The 20435-nt window shown below is 64.2% G+C and carries 23 protein-coding genes; 12 read left to right on the top strand and 11 right to left on the bottom strand.

What is annotated here, in order from left to right; translation table 11 throughout:
- Positions 1 to 43: 43 nt before the first annotated feature.
- On the bottom strand, positions 44 to 1006 hold the full coding sequence (locus RFM68_RS07730) for an L-threonylcarbamoyladenylate synthase (RefSeq protein WP_320232115.1): 963 nt from the start codon (positions 1004 to 1006) through the stop codon (positions 44 to 46).
- 174 nt (positions 1007 to 1180) lie between these two features.
- Here RFM68_RS07730 and RFM68_RS07725 point away from each other — a divergent pair, with 174 nt between their 5' ends.
- The gene (locus tag RFM68_RS07725; protein ID WP_320232114.1) at positions 1181 to 1678 is read left to right on the top strand and encodes a hypothetical protein; all 498 of its coding nucleotides are present in this window, start codon (positions 1181 to 1183) and stop codon (positions 1676 to 1678) included.
- 142 nt (positions 1679 to 1820) lie between these two features.
- Here the strand turns inward: RFM68_RS07725 and RFM68_RS07720 are convergent, their stop codons facing one another.
- Both RFM68_RS07720 and glyS read right to left on the bottom strand, forming a co-directional pair.
- Positions 1821 to 2159, bottom strand: a complete 339-nt coding sequence (locus RFM68_RS07720; RefSeq protein WP_320232113.1) for an ATPase — start codon at positions 2157 to 2159, stop codon at positions 1821 to 1823.
- Positions 2160 to 2422: 263 nt separating this feature from the next.
- On the bottom strand, positions 2423 to 4660 hold the full coding sequence (gene glyS, locus RFM68_RS07715) for a glycine--tRNA ligase subunit beta (protein ID WP_320232112.1): 2238 nt from the start codon (positions 4658 to 4660) through the stop codon (positions 2423 to 2425).
- A gap of 255 nt (positions 4661 to 4915) precedes the next feature.
- Here glyS and RFM68_RS07710 point away from each other — a divergent pair, with 255 nt between their 5' ends.
- Positions 4916 to 5098 (top strand): hypothetical protein, encoded by a 183-nt coding sequence (locus RFM68_RS07710; RefSeq protein ID WP_320232111.1) that lies wholly within the window; start codon positions 4916 to 4918, stop codon positions 5096 to 5098.
- On the opposite strand, the gene RFM68_RS07705 is transcribed toward RFM68_RS07710, so the two are convergent.
- Positions 5095 to 6018: a glycine--tRNA ligase subunit alpha gene (locus RFM68_RS07705; protein WP_320232162.1), complete on the bottom strand. Its 924-nt coding sequence runs from the start codon at positions 6016 to 6018 to the stop codon at positions 5095 to 5097. The two genes, RFM68_RS07710 and RFM68_RS07705, sit on opposite strands and share 4 nt — an antisense overlap.
- Positions 6019 to 6211: 193 nt before the next feature.
- On the opposite strand from RFM68_RS07705, the gene RFM68_RS07700 reads away from it, so the two are divergent.
- Positions 6212 to 6673, top strand: coding sequence for a GNAT family N-acetyltransferase (locus RFM68_RS07700; RefSeq protein WP_320232110.1), 462 nt, complete (start codon positions 6212 to 6214; stop codon positions 6671 to 6673).
- 383 nt (positions 6674 to 7056) lie between these two features.
- On the opposite strand, the gene RFM68_RS07695 is transcribed toward RFM68_RS07700, so the two are convergent.
- From RFM68_RS07695 to RFM68_RS07675, 5 genes are all read right to left on the bottom strand, one after another.
- Entirely contained in the window at positions 7057 to 8829 is a 1773-nt protein-coding gene (locus RFM68_RS07695; protein ID WP_320232109.1) for a tetratricopeptide repeat protein, read from the bottom strand.
- Between the two features lie 290 nt (positions 8830 to 9119).
- Positions 9120 to 9536: a DUF1284 domain-containing protein gene (locus RFM68_RS07690; RefSeq protein WP_320232108.1), complete on the bottom strand. Its 417-nt coding sequence runs from the start codon at positions 9534 to 9536 to the stop codon at positions 9120 to 9122.
- A 25-nt stretch (positions 9537 to 9561) separates the two neighbouring features.
- Positions 9562 to 10152, bottom strand: coding sequence for a biotin transporter BioY (locus tag RFM68_RS07685; RefSeq protein ID WP_320232107.1), 591 nt, complete (start codon positions 10150 to 10152; stop codon positions 9562 to 9564).
- A 190-nt stretch (positions 10153 to 10342) separates the two neighbouring features.
- Positions 10343 to 11008: a GntR family transcriptional regulator gene (locus RFM68_RS07680; protein WP_320232105.1), complete on the bottom strand. Its 666-nt coding sequence runs from the start codon at positions 11006 to 11008 to the stop codon at positions 10343 to 10345.
- 106 nt (positions 11009 to 11114) lie between these two features.
- Positions 11115 to 12128 carry a polyprenyl synthetase family protein gene (locus tag RFM68_RS07675; protein ID WP_320232161.1) on the bottom strand — a complete coding sequence of 338 codons (1014 nt, stop codon included), beginning with the start codon at positions 12126 to 12128 and terminating at the stop codon, positions 11115 to 11117.
- A gap of 267 nt (positions 12129 to 12395) precedes the next feature.
- On the opposite strand from RFM68_RS07675, the gene RFM68_RS07670 reads away from it, so the two are divergent.
- The 7 genes from RFM68_RS07670 to RFM68_RS07640 all read left to right on the top strand — a co-directional run bounded on the left by RFM68_RS07670 (position 12396) and on the right by RFM68_RS07640 (position 16698).
- Positions 12396 to 12620: a putative signal transducing protein gene (locus RFM68_RS07670; RefSeq protein WP_140545522.1), complete on the top strand. Its 225-nt coding sequence runs from the start codon at positions 12396 to 12398 to the stop codon at positions 12618 to 12620.
- Entirely contained in the window at positions 12620 to 13417 is a 798-nt protein-coding gene (locus RFM68_RS07665; RefSeq protein ID WP_320232103.1) for a tRNA1(Val) (adenine(37)-N6)-methyltransferase, read from the top strand. The genes RFM68_RS07670 and RFM68_RS07665 overlap by 1 nt, the downstream gene beginning before the upstream one ends.
- Positions 13418 to 13557: 140 nt before the next feature.
- A complete protein-coding gene (locus RFM68_RS07660; protein WP_320232102.1) occupies positions 13558 to 14415 on the top strand; it encodes a S49 family peptidase in 858 nt (285 codons plus the stop codon).
- A gap of 84 nt (positions 14416 to 14499) precedes the next feature.
- Positions 14500 to 14685 carry a membrane protein gene (locus RFM68_RS07655; RefSeq protein ID WP_027164591.1) on the top strand — a complete coding sequence of 62 codons (186 nt, stop codon included), beginning with the start codon at positions 14500 to 14502 and terminating at the stop codon, positions 14683 to 14685.
- Positions 14686 to 14710: 25 nt separating this feature from the next.
- Positions 14711 to 15604 carry a 4-(cytidine 5'-diphospho)-2-C-methyl-D-erythritol kinase gene (locus RFM68_RS07650; RefSeq protein WP_320232101.1) on the top strand — a complete coding sequence of 298 codons (894 nt, stop codon included), beginning with the start codon at positions 14711 to 14713 and terminating at the stop codon, positions 15602 to 15604.
- Complete coding sequence (gene moaB / locus RFM68_RS07645) at positions 15591 to 16148, top strand: molybdenum cofactor biosynthesis protein B (RefSeq protein WP_320232100.1); 558 nt, start codon at positions 15591 to 15593, stop codon at positions 16146 to 16148. The genes RFM68_RS07650 and moaB overlap by 14 nt, the downstream gene beginning before the upstream one ends.
- A gap of 124 nt (positions 16149 to 16272) precedes the next feature.
- Positions 16273 to 16698: a GFA family protein gene (locus RFM68_RS07640; RefSeq protein ID WP_320232099.1), complete on the top strand. Its 426-nt coding sequence runs from the start codon at positions 16273 to 16275 to the stop codon at positions 16696 to 16698.
- Positions 16699 to 16755: 57 nt separating this feature from the next.
- Here RFM68_RS07640 and RFM68_RS07635 read toward each other — a convergent pair whose 3' ends face one another.
- On the bottom strand, positions 16756 to 17259 hold the full coding sequence (locus RFM68_RS07635; protein ID WP_320232098.1) for a glycosyltransferase: 504 nt from the start codon (positions 17257 to 17259) through the stop codon (positions 16756 to 16758).
- A gap of 150 nt (positions 17260 to 17409) precedes the next feature.
- Between RFM68_RS07635 and RFM68_RS07630 the strand changes: the two genes are divergently transcribed.
- Both RFM68_RS07630 and rnhB read left to right on the top strand, forming a co-directional pair.
- The gene (locus RFM68_RS07630; protein WP_320232097.1) at positions 17410 to 18564 is read left to right on the top strand and encodes a PA0069 family radical SAM protein; all 1155 of its coding nucleotides are present in this window, start codon (positions 17410 to 17412) and stop codon (positions 18562 to 18564) included.
- 194 nt (positions 18565 to 18758) lie between these two features.
- Positions 18759 to 19454 carry a ribonuclease HII gene (gene rnhB / locus RFM68_RS07625; RefSeq protein ID WP_320232096.1) on the top strand — a complete coding sequence of 232 codons (696 nt, stop codon included), beginning with the start codon at positions 18759 to 18761 and terminating at the stop codon, positions 19452 to 19454.
- Positions 19455 to 19937: 483 nt separating this feature from the next.
- On the opposite strand, the gene RFM68_RS07620 is transcribed toward rnhB, so the two are convergent.
- Positions 19938 to 20429: a F0F1 ATP synthase subunit B gene (locus tag RFM68_RS07620; protein ID WP_320232095.1), complete on the bottom strand. Its 492-nt coding sequence runs from the start codon at positions 20427 to 20429 to the stop codon at positions 19938 to 19940.
- Between the last annotated feature and the right edge of the window lie 6 nt (positions 20430 to 20435).

Raw genomic sequence — 20435 nt, 5'->3', positions numbered from 1 at the left:
TTCGGACGGCATCATGCTCTACTTCTTTGACTTAGGGGGGCGCTCAGCCGGTCTTGTCACGCGGCGCGGCGGCGCGGGCAAGCCGATCATTGATTGCCTCGCCCAGTCCCTCGAACGGAATCGGTTCGACGGCGATGGTCGCGGCGCCGACGCGGTCAAGCGCCTGCATGAAGGCGAACAGGTTGCTGGCCGCCTCGCGCAGGTCGCCCGTCGCGGAGAGATTGCGCAGCGCAATGGCCTCTTCCCAGCCCTGGGCGCGGTTGCCACCGAAAGCGAGCAGCGCCTCGCCCTTGGCGACGTTCTCGACGTTGAGCCGCATCGCGGCACCAGGCGCGTAATGCGAGGCAAGCATGCCCGGCGCCTCGATGCCGGTGGCGCCGCGCGACAGTTTCGCACCGGCCACCGCCTCGATCTCCTCGGCGCCGATGCCGCCGGGCCGCAGCAGCCGCAGCTTGCCATGCTCGACCTTGACGATGGTCGATTCCAGCCCGACAGGCGTCGCGCCGCCATCCACGACCAGCTTGATCCTGTCCCCGAGATCTGCGGCGACTGCCTGCGCCGTCGTGCCGCTGATCTTGCCGGAGGAATTGGCGCTAGGGGCGGCGAGCGGCCGGCCGAGCCGCGCGATCAGTTCACCGCCGAACCCTTGCGGCATGCGCAGCGCGATGGTGTCCAGCCCCGCGGTGACCAGCGGATGGATGCTGTTGTCCACACGTCGCGGCAGCACCAGCGTCAGCGGACCGGGCCAGAAGGCCTCGGCCAGCTTCGCCGAGAGCGGATCGAAGCCGGCGATGCGGTTCGCCATCGCGCGATCGGCGACATGGGCGATGAGCGGGTTGAAGCGCGGCCGTCCCTTGGCTTCGAAAATGCGCGCCACGGCAACGCCGTTGGTGGCATCGCCAGCCAGGCCGTAAACCGTCTCGGTCGGGATGGCGACGACGTCGCCGCCTTCGAGCAACGCCAAAGCCTGCTCCATAGCCTCGCCGACCGCCAGTATCTCAGCCAAATCCGCCACCAGTCTTGAACATGCCGGTCCCGTAATACGGCCGCTTCCATCGGGCAAGTGCGGGCATTGGCGATTTATCAATCCCTAAAATGTTAAGTTTCCGCGCAAGCCGGCTTCAATGTGCCGGCCCTAAGGTGCAGGTTTGATGTGATTGCGGGCTGGGGAGTTCTTGCGATGCGTTTGCTCGGAGCGTTCGGTATCGGCCTTTTGGCGATGAGCGGCGTGGCGCATGCTTCGTCGTTCATTGTGGTTGGACCCTCGACGTCGACGCCTTCGTTCATCAAGCTGAATGCGATCGAGCCGGCCAAGCTGTCCGCGGCCTCGGCGCCATCGATGATAGCGCTTGGCGATCCCGCGCCCGCCGTCACGGAAGAGAAGGTCGCGGCAATTCCAGAAAAGTCCGGGCACCAGCAAGCGCCGATGATCATTCGCGGCGGCATTGTCGGCGGCGCTTTCGCAACGCCCGCGGCGACCGCGGCGGTCAAGCCCCAGACACCCGCGGTCACAGCGCCGGCGAACGGCACGTCGCCGGCAACGCCCGCGAACGGCACCGCCGCCGCTTCGAGCGGCAGCGGCAAAACCGCCGGCCAGCCGGCCGCGACGGCCAGCGCGCAGCCACAAGCGCAGACGCAAAAAACCGCTCCACCGCCTCGCGTCGGCAAGGCGATGTAGTTCACATTTTCCTAGAACATTGATTGGTCAATTTCCTGCAAGATTAACTGGTCGATCTCCTGCAAGACGGGCGAAACGGGACTGACGAAAAAGGGCGACGCACAACGCGCCGCCCTTCATTCTTCAGACGACAGGAGTCGGCTCAGGCCGCTTCTTCCTTGTCGGCATCGTCGGACTCGTCGTCGCCCGAGGTCTTGGCTTCTTCGTCGGATTCATCTTCGTCGCCGCCGTCTTCGTCGTCGCCATCTTCATCCTCGTCGTCGGCCGCGGCAGAGGCTTCCTTGTCGGCGTCTTCGTCATCATCGTCGTCGCTGTCTTCGTCGTCGCCGTCCTCGCCTTCTTCCTCGTCATCTTCGGACGGCTCAGCGGCTTCGACCGCCGCGGCGGCGGCGTGGTCGAGGACGTTTTCGGAAGCGGATTCGGTAGCCTCGGCGGCGGTCGAGGTTTCTTCAATCAAGTCGATATCGTCAACGGAATTCATGGCATGCCTCCGTGGTTTTGGGGATGTCTTGAAGCACGTCGCGCTGGATTTCAGGCGGCGCGCCTTAAGTCTTTTTTGATGCATGTCGTTGTCCCGGAACCGCTCCGCGCTTCTGGGCGACATGCATCGGTTCTCCCACGCGGAGGTCATCGTCATATGACTGTAAGCCGGCTCCGGCGCATTAAATTTTCGGCGCCGAATTGTTGAAGCTTGCTCGCGCCCCAGCGGGCGCGAGCAGTTTCAAAAGCGCGTTTCTTTGAGCGTCAGCCGACGATCTTTGAAAAATCCGCGACCTGATCGGTGGCGGTGCGGATGCGGGCAAGCAGCGCCAGACGGTTGGCGCGCACGGCCTGGTCCTCATCATTCACGAGAACACGCTCAAAGAATGAATCAACCGGTTCGCGCAACACGCTAAGCGCCATCATGGCGGCGGAAAAATCTTCGTTTTGAATTGCTTGGCCGGCTTCCTTCTCGGCCTGATTCACTGCGGCATAGAGCTTCTTTTCCGCTTCCTCGCGTAACAATGCCGGCTCAACAGTCTCGGCGACGGCCGTTTTCTTCTTCTCCTCCGCAGCCAGGATGTTGGCGGCGCGCTTGGTGCCGGCGAGCAGGTTGTTGCCCCCGTCGGTGTCGAGCAAGGAACCGAGCGCCTCGACGCGGCGGACGATCTGCAGGAGGTCGTCGGACTGCGGCGTGATGACGGCATCGATCAGATCGTGCCGCGCGCCCAGGTCGCGGAGATAGACTTTCAGGCGGTCGTGGAAGAAGGCGAGGAGATCGGATGACTGATCCGCGCCGCCTTTGAAGTTTGCAAAGGCCGTTGCGAAAACAGACGTCAGCGCCAGACGAATACGGTTCTCAATGAGGATCCTGACGACGCCAAGCGCCGCACGCCGCAGTGCAAACGGATCCTTGCTGCCGGTCGGCTTTTCATCGATCGCCCAGAAGCCGGTGAGCGTGTCGAGCTTGTCGGCGAGCGCGACGGCAACCGATACCGGATCGGTCGGCACGCGGTCGGATGGGCCCTGCGGCTTGTAGTGCTCCTCGATGGCGGCGGCGACGCTCGCATGTTCCCCCTGCAGCAGCGCGTATTTGCGGCCCATCGCTCCTTGCAGTTCCGGGAATTCGCCCACCACTTCGGTCGTGAGATCGGCCTTGGCCAGCACAGAAGCCCGCCTGGCGCGCTCGCGGAGATATTTCTGCTCGGTGTTCAGATCATCAGCCGACAGAAGCTTGCCATCGAAGAATTTCGGCTGCTTCGACAAAGCGTCGGCGATCTCACTCGCCAGCCGCTTGATACGCTCAACGCGCTGCCCTTGCGTGCCCAGCTTGGCATGGAAGGTGACGTTGAGATGATCGAGCCGCGCCATGCGCTGATCGAGCGGCTTCTTCAAATCCAGGTCGAACCTCGTTGCCGATTCCCCGAGCTGGTCGAGGTCCGGCAGGTCGGCCTGGTCGGTCCTCCAGAAATAGAGCGCGTCGGACAGGCGCGCGCGCACGACCTTGCCGTTGCCGTAAGCGATCTCCTTGCCGCCGTCCGTCGCCTCGATGTTGGCGACGAGGATGAAGCGGTTCGAGAGGGGTGATTGGCCGATCTCCCCGTCCGAGGAAGAGGTCGGGCGCGACGTCACGAAGCATTTCTGGTTGGCGCGGATGGTGAGCCGGATGACCTCGGCCGGAATGCTGAGAAAATCCCGCTCGAACTCGCCCATCAGCACGACCGGCCATTCGACAAGGCCGGAAACTTCCTCCAGCAGGCCTTCGTCCTCGATGAGGTCGAGCCCGTTGGCGAAGGCGATGTTGCGGGCATCGTGAAGAATGATCTCTTTGCGCCGGTCGGCATCGAGCACGACCTTGGCCACTTCCAGCTTGCTCACATAATCGTCGAAACGGCGCACGGTGATCGGGTCCGGCGCGTGGAAGCGATGGCCATAGGTGACGTTGCCGGCGCGGATGCCGTCGATCTCGAAATCGACCACCACCGGCTCCTCGGTCTCCGGGCCGAAGGTGCAGACGATCGACTGCAGCGGCCGCACCCAGCGCAGCGAGCCGGGCCTGGCCGAGGCCGGCCCCCAGCGCATCGATTTCGGCCAGGGGAAGTTTCTGATGATGCCCGGTACCAGCTCGGCGATGATTTCTTCGGCGGCCCTGCCCGGCTTCGCGATGTGGGCGACGTAGAAATCGCCCTTCTTCGCGTCGGAATGGACATGCGCCTCGGCGATCGATGAAAGCCCGGCCTTGCGCAGGAAGCCCTGCACCGCCTGCTCGGGCGCCGTCGTCGAGGGACCCTTGATCTCCTCGCGAATATCCTTGGAGCGCGCGGTGAGCCCCCGGATGTCGAGCGCCAGGCGCCGCGGCGTCCAATATTCGCGCGCCGCCTCATAGGTCAGACCCGCCTCGACAAGACCGTCGGTCAGCATCTTCCTGAGGTCGCCGGCAGCCTTGCGCTGCATGCGGGCGGGAATTTCCTCGGAGCGAAGCTCTAAGAGCAGGTCAGGCATAGTCAAGCTCCCCACCTCCCCTTGATGGGGAGGGTCGGCGCGCAGCGCCGGTGTCACGAATGGGCGGGAAATAGCAACTCGGCCGGCCGCTGTCACCCCGCAAGCAGATCGCCCCTTCGATCGAAGGCGTGGAATTTTTAGGCCCGCTGTCGGGACCGCGCAGGGCTGGCCGTCCTTTGGAGCAGAACTTCCCATGAACCAAACGCTGCGCTGAAGCGACAAACGCTCAGGCAGAGAACTATTGGCTGAACGACGATGAAGACGGCATCGAGAACCCTGCAGATCCTGGCGCTCAGCGCCTGCTTCGCCGCCCAGGCGCACGGCACGATCACGATGCCGGGGGTGAGGCAGGCCATTCGCACGATCGATGGCACGACGGCGCAGATCGCGTTGCCGATCACCGCCGCGACCGAAACCACCAAAGCCGTATCGGGTTAAGCCGCCGCCAGCCCACCCGCCCGCGTTTTCAGGAACGCCTCGCCGCAAGCCTTGGCAAGGTTGCGCACACGCAGGATGTAGCTCTGGCGCTCGGTGACCGAGATCACGCCGCGCGCGTCGAGCAGGTTGAAGACATGGCTTGCCTTGATGCACTGGTCGTAGGCCGGAAAGACCATGCGGTGCATCGCAAGGTTGTCGCCTGGCTTGGGCGTGCCGGCATCGAGCAGCGCCTTGCACTCGGCCTCGGCGTCCTCGAAATGCCTGAGCAGCATCGAGGTGTTGGCGAATTCGAAATTGTGGCGCGAATATTCCTGCTCGGCCTGCAGGAAGATGTCGCCATAGGTGACCTTTTCGACACCCTCGCGGCCGTTGAAGTTCAGGTCGTAGATATTGTCGACGCCCTGCACATACATGGCGAGCCGCTCCAGCCCGTAGGTCAGCTCGCCCGCCACCGGCGCGCATTCGATGCCGCAGACCTGCTGGAAATAGGTGAACTGAGAGACCTCCATGCCATCGCACCAGCACTCCCAGCCTAAACCCCAGGCGCCCAGCGTCGGGCTCTCCCAGTCGTCCTCGACGAAGCGGATGTCATGCAGCAGCGGATCGACGCCGATCGCCTCGAGCGAGCCGAGATAGAGTTCCTGCAGGTTCGGCGGATTGGGCTTCAGGATCACCTGATACTGGTAATAATGCTGCAGGCGGTTCGGGTTTTCGCCATAGCGGCCGTCCTTCGGCCGGCGCGAGGGCTGGACGTAAGCCGCGTTCCAGCGCAGCGGACCGAGCGCGCGCAACGTGGTTGCCGGATGGAAGGTGCCGGCGCCGACTTCCATGTCATAGGGCTGCAGGATAAGACAACCATAGTCCGCCCAGTAATTGTGCAAGGTCAGGATCAGCCCCTGGAAAGAGCGGCTGGGATGCATATGGGCAGGAATCTCGATGGTCACGGGTGGCCTCGGAAAGCTCGGAACGACGCTTCCCTAGTTGCCGGGCCGCCGAGCGTCAAGGCGGCGACCCGCATCCGGCGAGGTTGAACGCTTTGCGGCCGACTGGCCCATTGCCGGCGGGCGGCGGTGACCCTTTGCTCCGTTGCGCTTCAACAACAAAGGTTTAGCCATGTCCGGTCAACTCACTGTCCGACCCGTCACAAGGCAGGATTACGAGCAATGGCTGCCGCTGTGGGACGGCTATAACGCGTTTTACGGGCGCTCCGGCGCGACGGCGCTTGCCGGCGAGATCACGCAGATGACCTGGTCGCGCTTCTTCGATGCCTATGAGCCGATGCATGCGCTGGTGGCCGAGCGCGAGGGCAACCTTCTCGGCCTCGTCCACTATCTCTACCATCGCTCGACGACGGCGATCGCGCCGAGCTGCTACCTGCAGGATCTCTTCACCACCCAGGCCGCGCGCGGCCGGGGCGTCGGCCGGGCGCTGGTCGAAGGCGTCTATGAACGCGCCGGGCAAGCGGGCGCGAACCGCGTCTACTGGCTGACGCATGAGACGAACCACACCGCCATGCAACTCTACGACAGGATCGGCGAACGGTCGGGGTTCGTCGTCTACAGAAAGATGTTCTAGTTCCTCGATACAGGGGGTTTTGAAAGGCCGCTGTTTGTCGGCGCGCAAGATTGTCACCTTTCATTCCGTGAAATCAGCGAAAACGCTGGCGATTGGCTGAAGCCTCTCAACCTCGTCATGCCAGGGCGGAGCAGCCGCGAAGCGGCGTCGCGGAGACCCTGGGATCCATTCCGTGACCTTGATCGAACGGCGCAACGGAGCAGAATTCTGCACTGTTGCAACGCGTTAAGGTCACGGCATGGATTCTATGGTCCGCGCCGCGTCGCTTCGCTCCTTGCTCCGCCATAGAATGACCATCGCAACAGGCGTTTCGGCCAAGACGCCAGGCTGAACGAAAACGGGGCTCGATGAGCCCCGCATTCTTGAATGTTGACGAAAAGCACTCAGCCTTTCGGCACAGGCGCCGGCTCCGGCTTCATCTTCGGGGTTTCCTGCGCGGTGTTGGATTCGATCGGCGGCAGGCCCTTGAGCAGTTTCTGCTGCAGGGTTGCAAGCACGTCCGGGTCGGGCTTCAGATCGCGTGCCTGGGTCCACTGATAGGTGGCTTCGAGCTTGCGGCCGACGCGCCAATAGGCATCGCCGAGATGGTCGTTGAGGACCGGATCCTCCGGCTTCAGTGACACCGCGCGCTCCATCTCGCGCACGGAGTCGTCGAAGCGACCCATGCGGAAATAGGCCCAGCCGAGCGAATCGACGATGTAGCCGTCGTTCGGCCGCAGATCGACGGCCTTCTGGATCATCGCCAGGCCTTCCTTGAGGTTCATGTTCATGTCGACCCAGGAATAGCCGAGGTAGTTCATGACCTGCGGCTGGTCGGGCTGCAGTTCCAGCGCCTTGCGGAAATTTGGTTCCGCCTTCGGCCATTCCTTCAGCCGCTCATAGGCGATGCCGCGCTGGTAGAAGATGTTCCAGTTGGCGGCGGTCGGCGTCTTCAGCTGCTCGACGGCCTTGTCGTAGAGACTGGCGGCCGAACGGAAATCTTCCTTCGAGCCATAGACGCCGCCAAGCGCCACATAGGCGCGCATGTCGTCCGGGTGCTTGTCGAGATAGGCCTTGAGGTAGGAAATCGCCTCGTCATGCTTGTCGAGATCGGCAAGGTTGAGGCCGATCTGCAGGTCGGAGAGATCCTTCAGCGGCGAGGACGCCGGAATGCGTCGATACAGCGCGACGGCGCCTTCGCCGTCCTTCAGCTGCTCGGCAACGGCGGCAAGCTGCACAAGGGCGGCATCGCTATCCGGCTTCAACGCGAGCGCGTATTGCAAATAGAGCCGCACGAAAGGCTCGCCGCCGCCGCGGTTGAGCGCGGTGGCAAGGTCAAGCAGGATTTCGGATGCTCCGTCGGCCGGGCTGGCGACAAGCGGCCCGATCTTATCGCCTTTGCTGATCCGGTCGCGCAGCGTGGTGATTTCGAGCTTGCCCGGCGCGAAGGCCTCGGCCTGGTTCAACACCGCCAGCGCCTTCGACTTGTCGCCCTTGCGAACAAGAAACGAGGCATAGGCCTGGGCGTTGCGCATCCAGGTTTCGGGTGCGGAGCCACCGGCCGCGGTATCGGCCATGGTGGCGGCGTAGATCTCATCGGCCTTGTCGTTGAGGCCGGCGGCGTCGGCGATCAGCGCGCGGTGGAACGACTTGAACAGGCCGAACCAGTCCGGCCCCTTGAGCTTGTCGATGGAATCCATGGCCTCGGACGCGTTGCCGGCGCCCTCCTTGGCCCAGCCGTCCATGACGCCCGAGAGCAGTCTGTCGAGGTCGGATTCGAGCGAGAGCTTCAGCCAGTACTGCGCCTTCGTGTAGTCCTTCTTGTGGAAGGAATCGACGGCCAGCGCCAGGCGCGAGAAGCGCTCGACATCCGGCACTTCCTTCAGCTTTTCGGCATAGACCAGCGATTCCTCGAAACGGCCTTGCGCGACCAGCGCCAGCATCAGGCTCTGCTGCAGCTCCGTGTCGTCCGGCGCAAAGGCCAGCGCCTGCTTGTAATAGGCGATCGCGTCGTTGAGATCGTTGTCGCTTTCGGCGATATGGGCAGCAAGATAAGCGCCCGAGAAAGACGTGATCTGGAGCGGTTGGGCTTCTTCCTTGGCCTGGACCGGCAGCACCCAAAGCGCCACACCGGTCAAAAATGCCAGCCTCTTCAGCCAGCGCGCACGTCCTTGCATCTTATCCCTTTCAACCAGATGCGATCCCGCCCTCGGAGGACCGCCTCACAGACTCGAACTTTTCCGGCCAAAGCATGGCCTTTTTACGGTCAGGCTTCAATCGGCAAGCGAATCACAATCCAATCGTCCCGCTTAAGAAACGATGGCAAGCAGCGAAAATATGCAGCTCAAAGGCTGAATATCGACAGACGCCGGGGACGAGCGATCCAGAGTTCTTTGTTTTACGCAATTCTGGAAGGCTACGGCAAAGTCGCCGAGCCCAACCGCGGCGCACTTTTCCTGGAATTGCTCTAAAGGCGCGTTCCGCGGAAGCCATCGGCCGCGATTATGCCGCACAGCTCGAACCACTCACAGCCCGGACAGGCTTTGCGCGTCAGGCCGGAGGAAAACGCCTTGCGCATCCTGGTCACGGTTGAAGCGTCCAACTCGAGCCGGGCACCGGCCAGGTGCGGCCGGCCCAGAAGATCAGCGACATCACGTGCCGCAAGTTCGTCCCGCCCGGCAGCGCTTTCGCCCAGGCAGTGCGGCTCGGGCTCGTCCAGCAGCGGAGCACAGATGTCGTCCGGACCGGAAACGATCAGGATGTCCTCGCCCCTCGCCAGGCGCTCCACCACCCTGTCATAATTGCCGGTGAAGGCCGGCGAATAGCCTTTGCCGACATAGGTCAGCATACAAAGCAGATGATGGGCGCGCAGCCTGACGGTCATCTGGTATCGGGTCTGCCTTGCAGCTTTACCGGGGATCGGCCGACCTGTTGCCCGAAAACAGCTTCAGCGTCGCCGCGCCCAGCGCCGACTTGAGCAGGCCGCCGACGATGAAGGGCAGGAAACCGAAGGTGATGGCTTTTTCGGTGCCGATCATCACGGCAAGCCAGACCGTGCCGAAAACCAGGCAGAGCAGGTTGCCGATGAGCATGGCAGCGAAGGCAAGAATGATGCGGTTGCCGTTCCAGCCGCGTTCGGCCAGCCAGCCGACAACGGCGCCGACGACCGGGAAGGCGAAGAGATAGCCGCCGGTCGGGCCGATGAAATGCTGCATGCCGGCCGCCCCGCCCGCCAGCACCGGAAACCCTGCCGCGCCTTCAACCAGCCATGCGGCAATGGTGAGCGCACCGAAGCGCCAGCCGTAAAGCGCACCGACCAGTGTGACGGCGAAGGTCTGCATGGTCACCGGAACCGGCACCATCGGCACCTCGATGTAGGAAGACAGCGCCAGGAACAGCGAACCGAGGATCACGGCGCCGATTTGCCAGGCGAGCGAACGGCTGTGCAGCCGCAGTGGGCTGAAGGAGGGATTGCGGGTCGAAACGGCGATGTCTGTCACGGTGATGTCCCTGGCTGAGTGATTTATAGATAATTTCTACGTTCGATCTATTATCGAATCCACATTTTTGCGGAGATGGCAAGGGCAGAGACCCTGGAAGAAGCCGGGAATCGTCATTCTATGGTCTGCGCCACGTCGCTTCGCTCCTGCTTCGCCATAGAATGACGACCGCGTGGAGGTCGAGCCAACATTACCCGACGATGGCGAAGGCGTCGCGGGTCCTGCCGGAGGCGGTCTTGACCGGTTTCTGGCCGATCCATTGCACGTGCCGGCCGAGCGTCGCGGCGGCCGATCCGGTGTTGCCTTGCCTGAGCGCGCTCAAGATCGCCCGGTGATCCTGGTCGGTGCGGGTTTCCCACTCCGAGCGCCAGGCCGCGAACAGGAAACGCGCGCTCGCCGCGTGCAGGTCGTCGATGGTGGAGAGCAGGCGCGGCATGTTGCAGGGCGCCAGGATCAGCCGGTGGAAGCTGCGGTTGGCTTCTTCCCAGGAGCGCACGTCGCGGGATTTGTCGCCGGCCTTGGTCGCCTCCTCGGCCTGGTCGAGGATCGACGCCGTCAGATGCGGCGCGGCATGGCGCAACGCCAGCACTTCGAGCGCGGCCCGCATTTCGGCCACTTCCCTGACCTCGCCGAGATCGAAGGAGGCGACGCGCACGCCGCGGCGCGGCTCGCTGATCGCCAACCCTTGAGCCTCCAGGCGGCGAAAGGCCTCGCGCACCGGCACGTGGCTGGTGTTGAATTCCTCGGCGACATGGTCCTGGCGCAACCGCGAACCGGGCTCGATGGCGCCCGAAATGATGCGGTCAGCCAGTTCCTTGCTGATGCGAACGGCGATCGTGTCGTCTGTGCTGGCCATATTTTATAGATAATTTGTCGAGCCGCCGTTTGTCGAGACGGCTGGAGCGGGATTCACAGGTGCCCTGCCCCATCGGTCACTGGGCAGGCCACTGGGATCGAAAGGCTCAGTTGACGCGGCTGATGCAGAAATCGATGACGTCGATCAAAGCCGACTTCTGCCGCGTCGCCTCGAGCGGCGCCAGCGCATCGCGGGCGATCTCGCCGAAATGACGGGCGCGGCCGATCGTGTCGGCGATGGCGCCGTGGCGGGTCATCAGACCGATCGCCTTTTCGAGCCCGGCATCGTCGGTGACGTTGTCCTCGATAGCGCGCTTCCAGAAGGTGCGCTCGGCCTTGGTGCCGCGCCGGTAAGCGAGGATCACCGGCAGCGTCACCTTGCCCTCGCGGAAATCGTCGCCGACATTCTTGCCGAGATCCTTGCTCGAGCCGCCATAATCCAGCGCATCGTCGATGAGCTGGAAGGCAAGGCCGAGATTCATGCCATAGGAGCGAAGTGCCGCGCGATCGGTGCGCGAGGCCTGGGCGATGACCGGCCCGACTTCGGCGGCGGCCGAGAACAGCGCCGCGGTCTTGGCCTTGATGACGGCGAAATGCTCGTCCTCGGTGGTTTCGAGGTTCTTGGCGGCGGCAAGCTGCATCACCTCGCCCTCGGCGATGATGGAGGCGGCGCTCGACAGGATGTCCAGCGCTTCCAGCGAACCGACCTCGACCATCATGCGGAAAGCCTGGCCGAGCAGGAAATCACCGACCAGCACGCTTGCCTGGTTGCCCCAGATCATGCGCGCCGTCTTCTTGCCGCGGCGCAACGCGCTCTCGTCGACCACGTCGTCATGCAGAAGCGTCGCGGTGTGCATGAACTCGACTGCCGTTGCGAGCTTGACATGACCTTCGCCGGCATAGCCGAACATCTGCGCGGCGGCGAGCGTGAGCATGGGTCTGAGCCGCTTGCCTCCCGAAGAGATCAGGTGGTTGGCGATCTCCGGGATCATCTCGACGTCGGAGCCGGCCTTGGACAGGATCAGTTCGTTGACGCGCCCCATGTCGGCTGCCGTCAGATCGATCAGATCCTTGATGGAAGCGGGTTCCCGCTTGCCTTCGATGTTGAGAACGACACCCACCACGACAACTCCCGTCCCATTGACGCGCACGACGGCACCCTTGAAGCGCCTCGCGCTGAAACGAATTCAGGCGACGCGCTTCAAGTCTTTGTTTTGATGCATGTCGTTGTCCCAGAACCGCTGCGCACTTCCGGGCGACATGCACTAGTCCCGCGCCGACTCTAGGGCGGCACAACCGGGCACGGCAAGAGGCGAATTGGCGCGGTTCTACCGGCGCCGGTTCACCCCAACGTTTACAGGAACGTCGCAACCTGCGATTTTCATTCCATGATCGAGCTTGTCCGCACTAACGACGCCGTCGTGATCTCGTTTGTCGAATCGCTGATGCGCGACGCCGGCATCGCCTGTTTCGTCGCCGACCAGAATATGAGCGTGCTGGACGGGTCGCTCGGCATCCTGCCCCGGCGGGTGATGGTCGATGCCGAAAGGGTCGATGCCGCACGCCGCATCCTAAAGGATGCCGGCATCGAGAACGAGATCCGCAAAAAATAATGGCAGCCGGCATCGCCCCCGTCCCGGACACGCCGGCGCATACGGTCGACGCCTTCCATCGCGGACGCTTCTGGCTGGTGCAGCCGAGCCGGAGCGGTCATCGCGCCGGCATGGACGCCATGATGCTGGCGGCCGCCGTGCCGTCCGGCTTTTGCGGCCGGCTCGCCGATTTCGGCGCCGGCGCCGGCGCCGCCGCCCTTGCCGTGCTGTCGCGTTGTCCGGCGGCACGAGCCGTGCTCGTCGAGCGCTCGGCCGAAATGGCGGGGTTCGCCGCCGCCACGCTTTCGCACCCCGGCAATGCGCATCTCGGCGACCGCGCTTCGGTGCTGACGGCCGACGTCACGCTTGCCGGCCGGGCGCGTGGCGAGGCCGGGCTTGCGGACAACCAATTCGACTTCGTCATCATGAACCCGCCTTTCAACGCCGCCGAGGACCGCTCGACACCCGACGAACTGCGCAGGCAGGCGCATGTGACGGAGGATGGGCTGTTCGAACGCTGGATCAGGAGTGCCGCCGCCGTCGCCAAGCCGCGCGGCGGGCTAGCCATTATCGCCAGACCCGAACAGCTGGTCGCCATTGTCGATGCGCTCGATGGACGCTTCGGCGATACCGAGATGCTCTGCGTGCATCCGCGTCCGGATGCGGCGGCAATCCGCATCGTCGTCAGGGCGACGCTCGGGGCGCGCGGAAAACTGTCGATCCGCCCACCGCTCACCTTGCACGGGCCATCCGGCAACGAGCCGGCGGAGCGGACGGAAATGATCAATAACGGCCTGGCATCGCTGTTCGGCGATTGATCCTGGGCTGGCGATGCGGCATTGCCGTTGGCTGGCGAGTTCCTTACATGCCCAAAGCAGATGACGTCGCGCCCGAAAGACATTACCAACTTAACTGATCTCATCTTGCTTCCTTGCAAATTGACCGGAGACACTCGTTCGTGAAACGCCTCTTCAACCGCCTGCTGCCGAAATCCTGGCGCTCGACAGTCGTCACCATTCCGGTCATCCGGCTGCAAGGCGCCATCATGGCCGGCGGCGGCCAGTTCCGGCCGAGCCTGTCGCTCGCCTCGACGGCCGGCCTTATCGAAAAGGCGTTCGGCTTCGACGCGCCGGCGGTTGCCATATCGATCAACTCGCCCGGCGGCTCGCCGGTGCAGTCGCGGCTGATCTTCAAGCGTATCCGCGACCTGGCGGTGGAAAAAAACAAGAAGGTGCTGGTCTTCGTCGAGGACGTGGCGGCTTCGGGCGGTTACATGATCGCGGTCGCCGGCGACGAGATTTTCGCCGACCCGTCATCGATCGTCGGCTCGATCGGCGTGGTTTCCGCCTCTTTCGGTTTCCCGGACCTGATGAAGAAGATCGGCGTCGAGCGGCGCGTCCACACCGCCGGGCAGAACAAGGCCGTGCTCGACCCGTTCAAGCCCGAGAAAAAGGAAGATGTCGAGCGGCTGAAGGTGCTGCAGCTCGAAGTGCACGAGACCTTCATCGACCTCGTCAAGGAGCGGCGCGGCACCAAGCTGAAGGACGACCCGGACCTGTTTACCGGCCTGTTCTGGACCGCCAAGAAAGGCCTCGAGCTCGGTCTTGTCGATGCCCTGGGCGATATGCGCAGCGTGCTCAGGACCCGTTTCGGCGACAAGACGCAGCTCAAGCTGATCACCGCGCCGCGCGGTCTGTTTGGCCGTTTCGGCCTGTTCGGCTCGCGCTTCTCGGCGCCCGATATCGCCGCGGCCGCGGCCAGCGGCGTCATCGATGCGGCGGAAGAGCGCGCGCTGTGGGCACGCTTCGGGCTTTGAAAAAGCCATGATTGCGTCTAGCATGATCGCTTGACCGAGCCTGTCGGGCCGGCCTTGCCGCGCAATCGCGGGAGGAGTTTTAGGATGCCGCAGATCATTTTCTTCGCCGTTGTCGGCGCCGCCGCTTACTTCGGCTACCGCGCTTTCGTGCGCGAGGCCGAACGCGTGACGGCAAAAATCCGGCGGACCGAGAAACAGGCGGCGAACGGCACGATGGGCACGTTGGTCAAGGATCCCAAGACCGGCGAATATCGTCTCGCCAAGGATTGAACCCATCTCGTCAGCAGCCGACATTGTGGAGCCCGGCATAGAGGTCCGGACGTGGCTCGCGCCGGCCAAGATCAATCTGGCGCTGCATGTCACCGGACGGCGCGACGACGGGTACCATCTCATCGACAGCCTTGCCGTTTTCACGCGCTTCGGCGACCGCATCGAGATCGAGCCGGCGGAGTACGACGAATTCTCAGTGTCCGGGCGTTATGCCGCCGGGCTGCCGCTCGACGACGGCAATCTGGTGGTCAAGGCACGCGATGCCTTGCGCCAGGAAGCGGGCGCGGCACAGACGACGCCCGTCGCCATCCGGCTGGAAAAGAACCTGCCGATCTCGTCCGGTGTTGGCGGCGGTTCCAGCGACGCGGCGGCCGCGCTCAACGGCCTGGCGCGGCTCTGGAAGGTCGATATCGACGACACTTCGCTGGCCCGGATCGGCCTGACGCTCGGCGCCGACCTGCCGATGTGCCTCAAGGGCAAGCCGCTGCTCGCGCGCGGCATTGGCGATGAAGTGTCGCCGCTGCCCGCGTTTCCGGCGCTCGGCCTGGTTCTGGTCAATCCGGGCGTCGCCGTCTCGACGCCGGACGTGTTCAAGGCGCTCGCCAGCCGCGACAACGGCGCGCTGGCGCCGTTGCCGAAGCGGCTCGATTTCCACGCCATCCGCAACTGGCTGGAGACGACGCGCAACGATCTCGAGGTTGCCGCCCGTTCGATCGAGCCGGCGATCGGCGAGGCGCTCAAGGCCCTGAAAAAAGGCGACGCGGCATTCGCGCGCATGTCCGGCTCCGGCGCCACATGTTTCGGCCTGTTCGAGACCGGCAATGTCGCCAAGCGCGCGGCGATCGAGATCCGCGCCCGCCACCCCGACTGGTTCGTCGCCGCGACGCGCAGCATGGAGGTGACCGATGGCGAAGCTTGACGAGAGCCGGCCCTTCATTCCGGTGCGCATCGCGGTGCTTACCGTGTCCGATACGCGCAGCCTCGCCGACGACAAGTCCGGCCAGACGCTGGCCGATCGCATCACGCAGGCCGGCCATACGCTGGCCGCACGTGACATCGTGACCGACGACCGCGAAAGGATCCGCGATAAGGTTCTCGGCTGGTCGAAGGACGAAAGCATCGACGTCGTGATCACCACCGGCGGCACCGGCTTCACCGGCCGCGACGTGACGCCGGAGGCGCTGGAGCCGATCTTCGAAAAGCGCATGGACGGCTTTTCCGTAGTCTTCCACCGTATCTCCTACGACAAGATCGGCACCTCGACGATCCAGAGCCGGGCGACGGGCGGCGTCGTCAACGCCACCTTCGTCTTCGTGCTGCCGGGCTCGCCCGGCGCCTGCAAGGACGCCTGGGACGGCATCATCAAGGCGCAGCTCGACTACCGGCACATGCCTTGCAACTTCGTCGAGATCATGCCGCGGCTGGACGAGCATCTCAGGCGAGGCGGCAAGCCTGGCTCGTAACCGCAGGCAGAGCACCCGATTAACATCCGGTTTGCAGGCGGATAACGTTCCCCACCTTCGAAGTGCTATTCCGAAGCCAGTATTGGCAAAATACCTTGTGTGAACGAACAAGGGACAATCCGCCATGACCGTTCACAGCGGCGGCTGCCATTGCGGCAATATCCGTCTCGGCTTCTCGACCGCGCTCGATCCAGGCGCGGTGGAAATCCGCGCCTGCCAGTGCTCGTTCTGCACCCGGCACGGCTCGCGCGCGGCCGCCGATCCGAAGGGCAGGCTGGTCGTCTCGGTCGCGGACAAGGAGCGCTTGCAGGTCTATCGCTTCGGCCTGCGCACCGCCGACTATCTTGTCTGCCGTGACTGCGGCGTCTATGTCGCCGCTATTGCCGGAGCGGGTGACGAGGCACGAGCGATCGTCATCGTCAACGCGCTCGACGAGCGCGAGCGTTTCTCGCGCGAACCGGTCCCCGTCCGCTACGACACCGAGACGCGCGACCAACGCCTCGCCAGGCGCCGCGGCGCCTGGATGCCGGTTGAAATTCGAGGGATGTGAACCAGCAGGAACCTCCCTCCCCCCTTGTGGCCCTTGTGGGAGAAGGTGGAGCCGGCATCACTTCAGCGGCGCCACCCAGATTTCGGCGTTCAACCTTCTGGTCGCAAGGCCGCGCGCCAGTGCCTCGGCGCTACGCCCGCTTTTCGCAAACGCCGAGGCCTGACGCTTGCTGATGACAAGGCCCTCTGCCAGCGCACGGTTACTCGAAAAGACGCGGGCCAGGAACGGCGCGCGATTGGCCCGGGCGCGTGAAAAGCGCGCCGGCATGGTCTGCCTTGCCGTATGGGCAACGACCTCGTCGATCCAGCCTTCAGCGAGCCGGGCGCCGGGTTCCAAAAGCAGCAGCCAATCGCCCTTGGCCTGGCCGATGGCGGCGCCGATACCGCCCGTCAGATAGTGACAGCCGGCATGTTCGGCCACGCGATGCGTCTGGTCGGTCGAGCCGGCATCGCAGACGATGACGTCGCGCACCACGCCCTCGACCGCGCCGCCGACCAGCGAGGCGAGCGTGCGGGCAAGCCCCTCTTCGTCGTTGCGGGTTTCGATGAGAACGCTGAGCATCGTTTAGCCGAATAGCGGAAAGCCGCGCGTTTCGCCAGTTGTGCATCGCGAGTCAGAAAGTTCTTGCTTTGTTCTCTCCAACGAAATAGGAATAGTTTCATGAACAGAGCGATTCGACAGCCTGCCGACAGTCCTTGGGAGAGGGCAAAAATGGAACAGATCGTGCGCGCCGACATTGCCGCTTTCGGAGCCGGCAGAGCCGAAATGGCAAACGCGATGATCGAGCAGAGCGGCATGCGCGTGCGGCCCGACCGCAATCGCGGCCGCTCGGCCGGCATCAACCCGTCCGGCCGGTTCGAGCCGGTCAGCCGGCATGTCTTCGATGACGGCTGGAACTCGCTGGAGGAACTGCCGCCGTTCAAGACGGAAGTGCAGGTCGAAAAGCCGCGCACCATCATCACCCGCAACGAGTCGCCGGACATTTCCTTCGACCGTTCGATCAACCCCTATCGCGGCTGCGAGCATGGCTGTGTGTACTGCTTTGCCCGGCCGACGCATTCTTTCATGGGCCTGTCGCCGGGGCTCGATTTCGAATCGAAGCTTTTCGCCAAGCCCGATGCGGCGCGCATGCTGGACCGGGAATTGTCGAAGCCCGGCTATCAGCCGCGCACGATCGCCATCGGCACCAACACCGATCCTTACCAGCCGATCGAGAAGCAATACCGGATCATGCGCGAGATCCTCGAAGTGCTGGAGGCGCGCGGCCATCCAGTCGGCATCGTCACCAAGTCGGCGCTGGTGACACGCGACATCGACGTCCTGTCGCGCATGGCCGAACGCGGCCTTGCCAAGGTGGCGCTGTCGGTGACGACGCTCGACCGCATGCTGGCCCGTACCATGGAGCCGCGTGCGTCGACGCCGACGAAACGGCTGGAGGCGATAAGGCTCCTTTCGGATGCCGGCATCCCGGCCTCCGTCATGGTGGCGCCGATCATCCCCGGCCTGACCGATCCGGAGATGGAGCGCATCCTCGATTCGGCGCGCGCCGCAGGCGCCCGCGAAGCCGGATACGTCATCCTGCGCCTGCCGCTCGAAGTGGCGCCGATCTTCAAGGACTGGCTGCTGCGCCACTATCCGGACCGCTACCGGCATGTGATGTCGCTGATCCGCTCGATGCGCGACGGCAAGGACTACGATTCCGAATGGGGCAAGCGCATGAAGGGTGCCGGTCCGTATGCCTGGCAGATCGGCCGGCGCTTCGAGATCGCCGCCAAGCGGCTCGGCCTCAATGTCGAGCGGCGGCAGCTTCGCACCGACCAATTCGTCGCAGGCTCCGGCGCCGGCGAGCAGCTGATGCTACTTTGAAGACGGCGCCGGCCATGACGGGCCGGCGCTAAGCAATTCCAGGCAAAGCGATTTTCCGTCTGGAATTGCAGCCCTTTCAAGAATCCCGTCCAGCCCCTGTCCCCGGCCGTGAGACGGTGCCTTCCCGGTCCGACGCCCCATCCGACCCGGAAGGACTTGCGGAGAATCGGAGCCGATGCGAACCTCGCCGCACCATGGCTCGCGCGCGTTCCGATTCTCCGCTTCTCTTTGAAATCGTCGAGAAGCCCGACTTCTCGATCGAGGCGAAGGCGATGGCCGACGGGCTGTGGCCGGTCGCCGGCATGGACGAAGCTGGCCGCGGTCCGCTCGCCGGTCCGGTGGTGGCGGCGGCTGTGGTGCTCAACCCCGCCAACATTCCCGAAGGCCTCGACGATTCCAAGCGCCTCACCCATTTGCAGCGCGAGGCGCTGTTCGTGAAAATCCTGGGCTCGGCGCTCAGCGTCTCGATGGCTTCGATCAGCGCCGAAGGCATCGACAACAGCAACATCCTCAAAGCCAGCCTGGAAGCGATGCGTCGCGCCGCCGCCGGCCTCTCGCTGCAGCCGAAATTGGCCTTGGCCGACGGCCGCGACATCCCGCCTGGTCTCGCCTGCGAAGGCAGGGCGCTCATCAAGGGCGACCAGCGCTCGCAGTCGATCGCCGCCGCCTCGATCGTGGCCAAGGTGATGCGCGACCGCATGATGTGCGGCTGCGGCGGACACCACGCGCATTACGGCTTCGAAGTGCATATGGGCTATGCGACGGTCCGGCACCGCACCGCGATCGAGGCGCATGGCCCGGTGGCAAGGCTGCACCGGGCGTCGTTTGCGCCGTTCCGGCTGGGCGGGGCGGAGGTGGTTGAAGAAGAGAGCTTGGCCGGGCTGGAGTGAGGCGACGATGGTGACAGCTAATCTCGCCCCTTGTGGGGGAGATGTCCGGCAGGACAGAGGGGGCGCTGTCCCGTCAGCCTATCCGGGTTTGGTGGGATGGGCCGAACCCCGCGCTTCGTCATCCTCGGGCTTGACCCGAGGATCCATGCCGTGACCTCTGCCGGAGAGCGCAACGGTGCAGAATTCTATAACCGCTGCAACGCCTTAACGCCACGGCATGGATTCTAGGGTCTGCGCGCGTCGCTTCGCTCCTTGCTCCGCCCTAGAATGACGACCGAAACGTAGCATTCCTTCGCGCGCCCCTCTGCCCAGCCAGGCTTTCGTCGCTCGGAAAGCCAAGCAAATTGGCTTCCCGTCCGCTGCGCGGGCCGCTCCTCAACCCCCGCGAGGGGGGAGATTGGCAGTTTCCGCGCCTCGTTCCCTCCCAAACAAAAAAGCCGCCGGGTTGCCCAGGCGGCTTCATGTTGACGGCGTCAGAGCCGCTCAGTTCAGCTTGGCTTTCACATCATCCAGCGCCGACTTGAACAGGTCGGCGCCGGCCTTGGCGTCGACCTTGACGGCGAGCAGCGCGCGGGCGGCCTCGACGGCGATGTCGACGGCGCTGGCGCGTACTTCGCTGACGGCCTCGCGCTCGGCCTGGCTGATCTTCTGCTCGGCAAGCGCGGTACGCCGGGCGACATAGTCCTCGGTCTTCTTGGCCGCGTCGGCGGCAAGCTGTTCGGCCTCACGCTTGGCCGCGGCGACGATGTCGGCGGCCTCCTTCTCGGCCTCCTTGCGCTTCTGCTGATACTGGCCAAGCAGTTGCTGCGCCTCTTCGCGAAGCCTACGGGCTTCCTCGAGCTCGCCGCTGATCTTGGCCGCGCGGGCGTCGAGCGACTTGGCGAGCATACCCGGCACCTTCAGATAGATGATGGCGCCAAGGAAGATGATCAGGGCGATGGTTGCCCAAAGCGTGGCGAGTGATGTGGCGTCCATTATGCG

The sequence above is a fragment of the Mesorhizobium montanum genome, assembly GCF_033977145.1.
GTDB lineage: Bacteria > Pseudomonadota > Alphaproteobacteria > Rhizobiales > Rhizobiaceae > Mesorhizobium > Mesorhizobium montanum.
Note: the sequence above shows the minus strand (reverse complement) of the source record. Positions and strands in the feature narration are given on the sequence as shown.

Bases quoted from the DNA above. Each gene is read 5' to 3' on its own strand.
- RFM68_RS07670 (WP_140545522.1), top strand. From the start codon at position 12,396: ATGATCGAGCTTGTCCGCACTAACGACGCCGTCGTGATCTCGTTTGTC.
- RFM68_RS07680 (WP_320232105.1), bottom strand. From the start codon at position 11,008: ATGGCCAGCACAGACGACACGATCGCCGTTCGCATCAGCAAGGAACTG.
- RFM68_RS07720 (WP_320232113.1), bottom strand. From the start codon at position 2,159: ATGAATTCCGTTGACGATATCGACTTGATTGAAGAAACCTCGACCGCC.
- RFM68_RS07710 (WP_320232111.1), top strand. From the start codon at position 4,916: ATGAAGACGGCATCGAGAACCCTGCAGATCCTGGCGCTCAGCGCCTGC.
- RFM68_RS07630 (WP_320232097.1), top strand. From the start codon at position 17,410: ATGGAACAGATCGTGCGCGCCGACATTGCCGCTTTCGGAGCCGGCAGA.
- glyS (WP_320232112.1), bottom strand. From the start codon at position 4,660: ATGCCTGACCTGCTCTTAGAGCTTCGCTCCGAGGAAATTCCCGCCCGC.
- RFM68_RS07665 (WP_320232103.1), top strand. From the start codon at position 12,620: ATGGCAGCCGGCATCGCCCCCGTCCCGGACACGCCGGCGCATACGGTC.
- rnhB (WP_320232096.1), top strand. From the start codon at position 18,759: ATGGCTCGCGCGCGTTCCGATTCTCCGCTTCTCTTTGAAATCGTCGAG.
- RFM68_RS07695 (WP_320232109.1), bottom strand. From the start codon at position 8,829: ATGCAAGGACGTGCGCGCTGGCTGAAGAGGCTGGCATTTTTGACCGGT.
- RFM68_RS07700 (WP_320232110.1), top strand. From the start codon at position 6,212: ATGTCCGGTCAACTCACTGTCCGACCCGTCACAAGGCAGGATTACGAG.
- RFM68_RS07725 (WP_320232114.1), top strand. From the start codon at position 1,181: ATGCGTTTGCTCGGAGCGTTCGGTATCGGCCTTTTGGCGATGAGCGGC.
- RFM68_RS07635 (WP_320232098.1), bottom strand. From the start codon at position 17,259: ATGCTCAGCGTTCTCATCGAAACCCGCAACGACGAAGAGGGGCTTGCC.
- RFM68_RS07690 (WP_320232108.1), bottom strand. From the start codon at position 9,536: ATGACCGTCAGGCTGCGCGCCCATCATCTGCTTTGTATGCTGACCTAT.
- RFM68_RS07705 (WP_320232162.1), bottom strand. From the start codon at position 6,018: ATGCATCCCAGCCGCTCTTTCCAGGGGCTGATCCTGACCTTGCACAAT.
- RFM68_RS07655 (WP_027164591.1), top strand. From the start codon at position 14,500: ATGCCGCAGATCATTTTCTTCGCCGTTGTCGGCGCCGCCGCTTACTTC.
- moaB (WP_320232100.1), top strand. From the start codon at position 15,591: ATGGCGAAGCTTGACGAGAGCCGGCCCTTCATTCCGGTGCGCATCGCG.
- RFM68_RS07640 (WP_320232099.1), top strand. From the start codon at position 16,273: ATGACCGTTCACAGCGGCGGCTGCCATTGCGGCAATATCCGTCTCGGC.
- RFM68_RS07620 (WP_320232095.1), bottom strand. From the start codon at position 20,429: ATGGACGCCACATCACTCGCCACGCTTTGGGCAACCATCGCCCTGATC.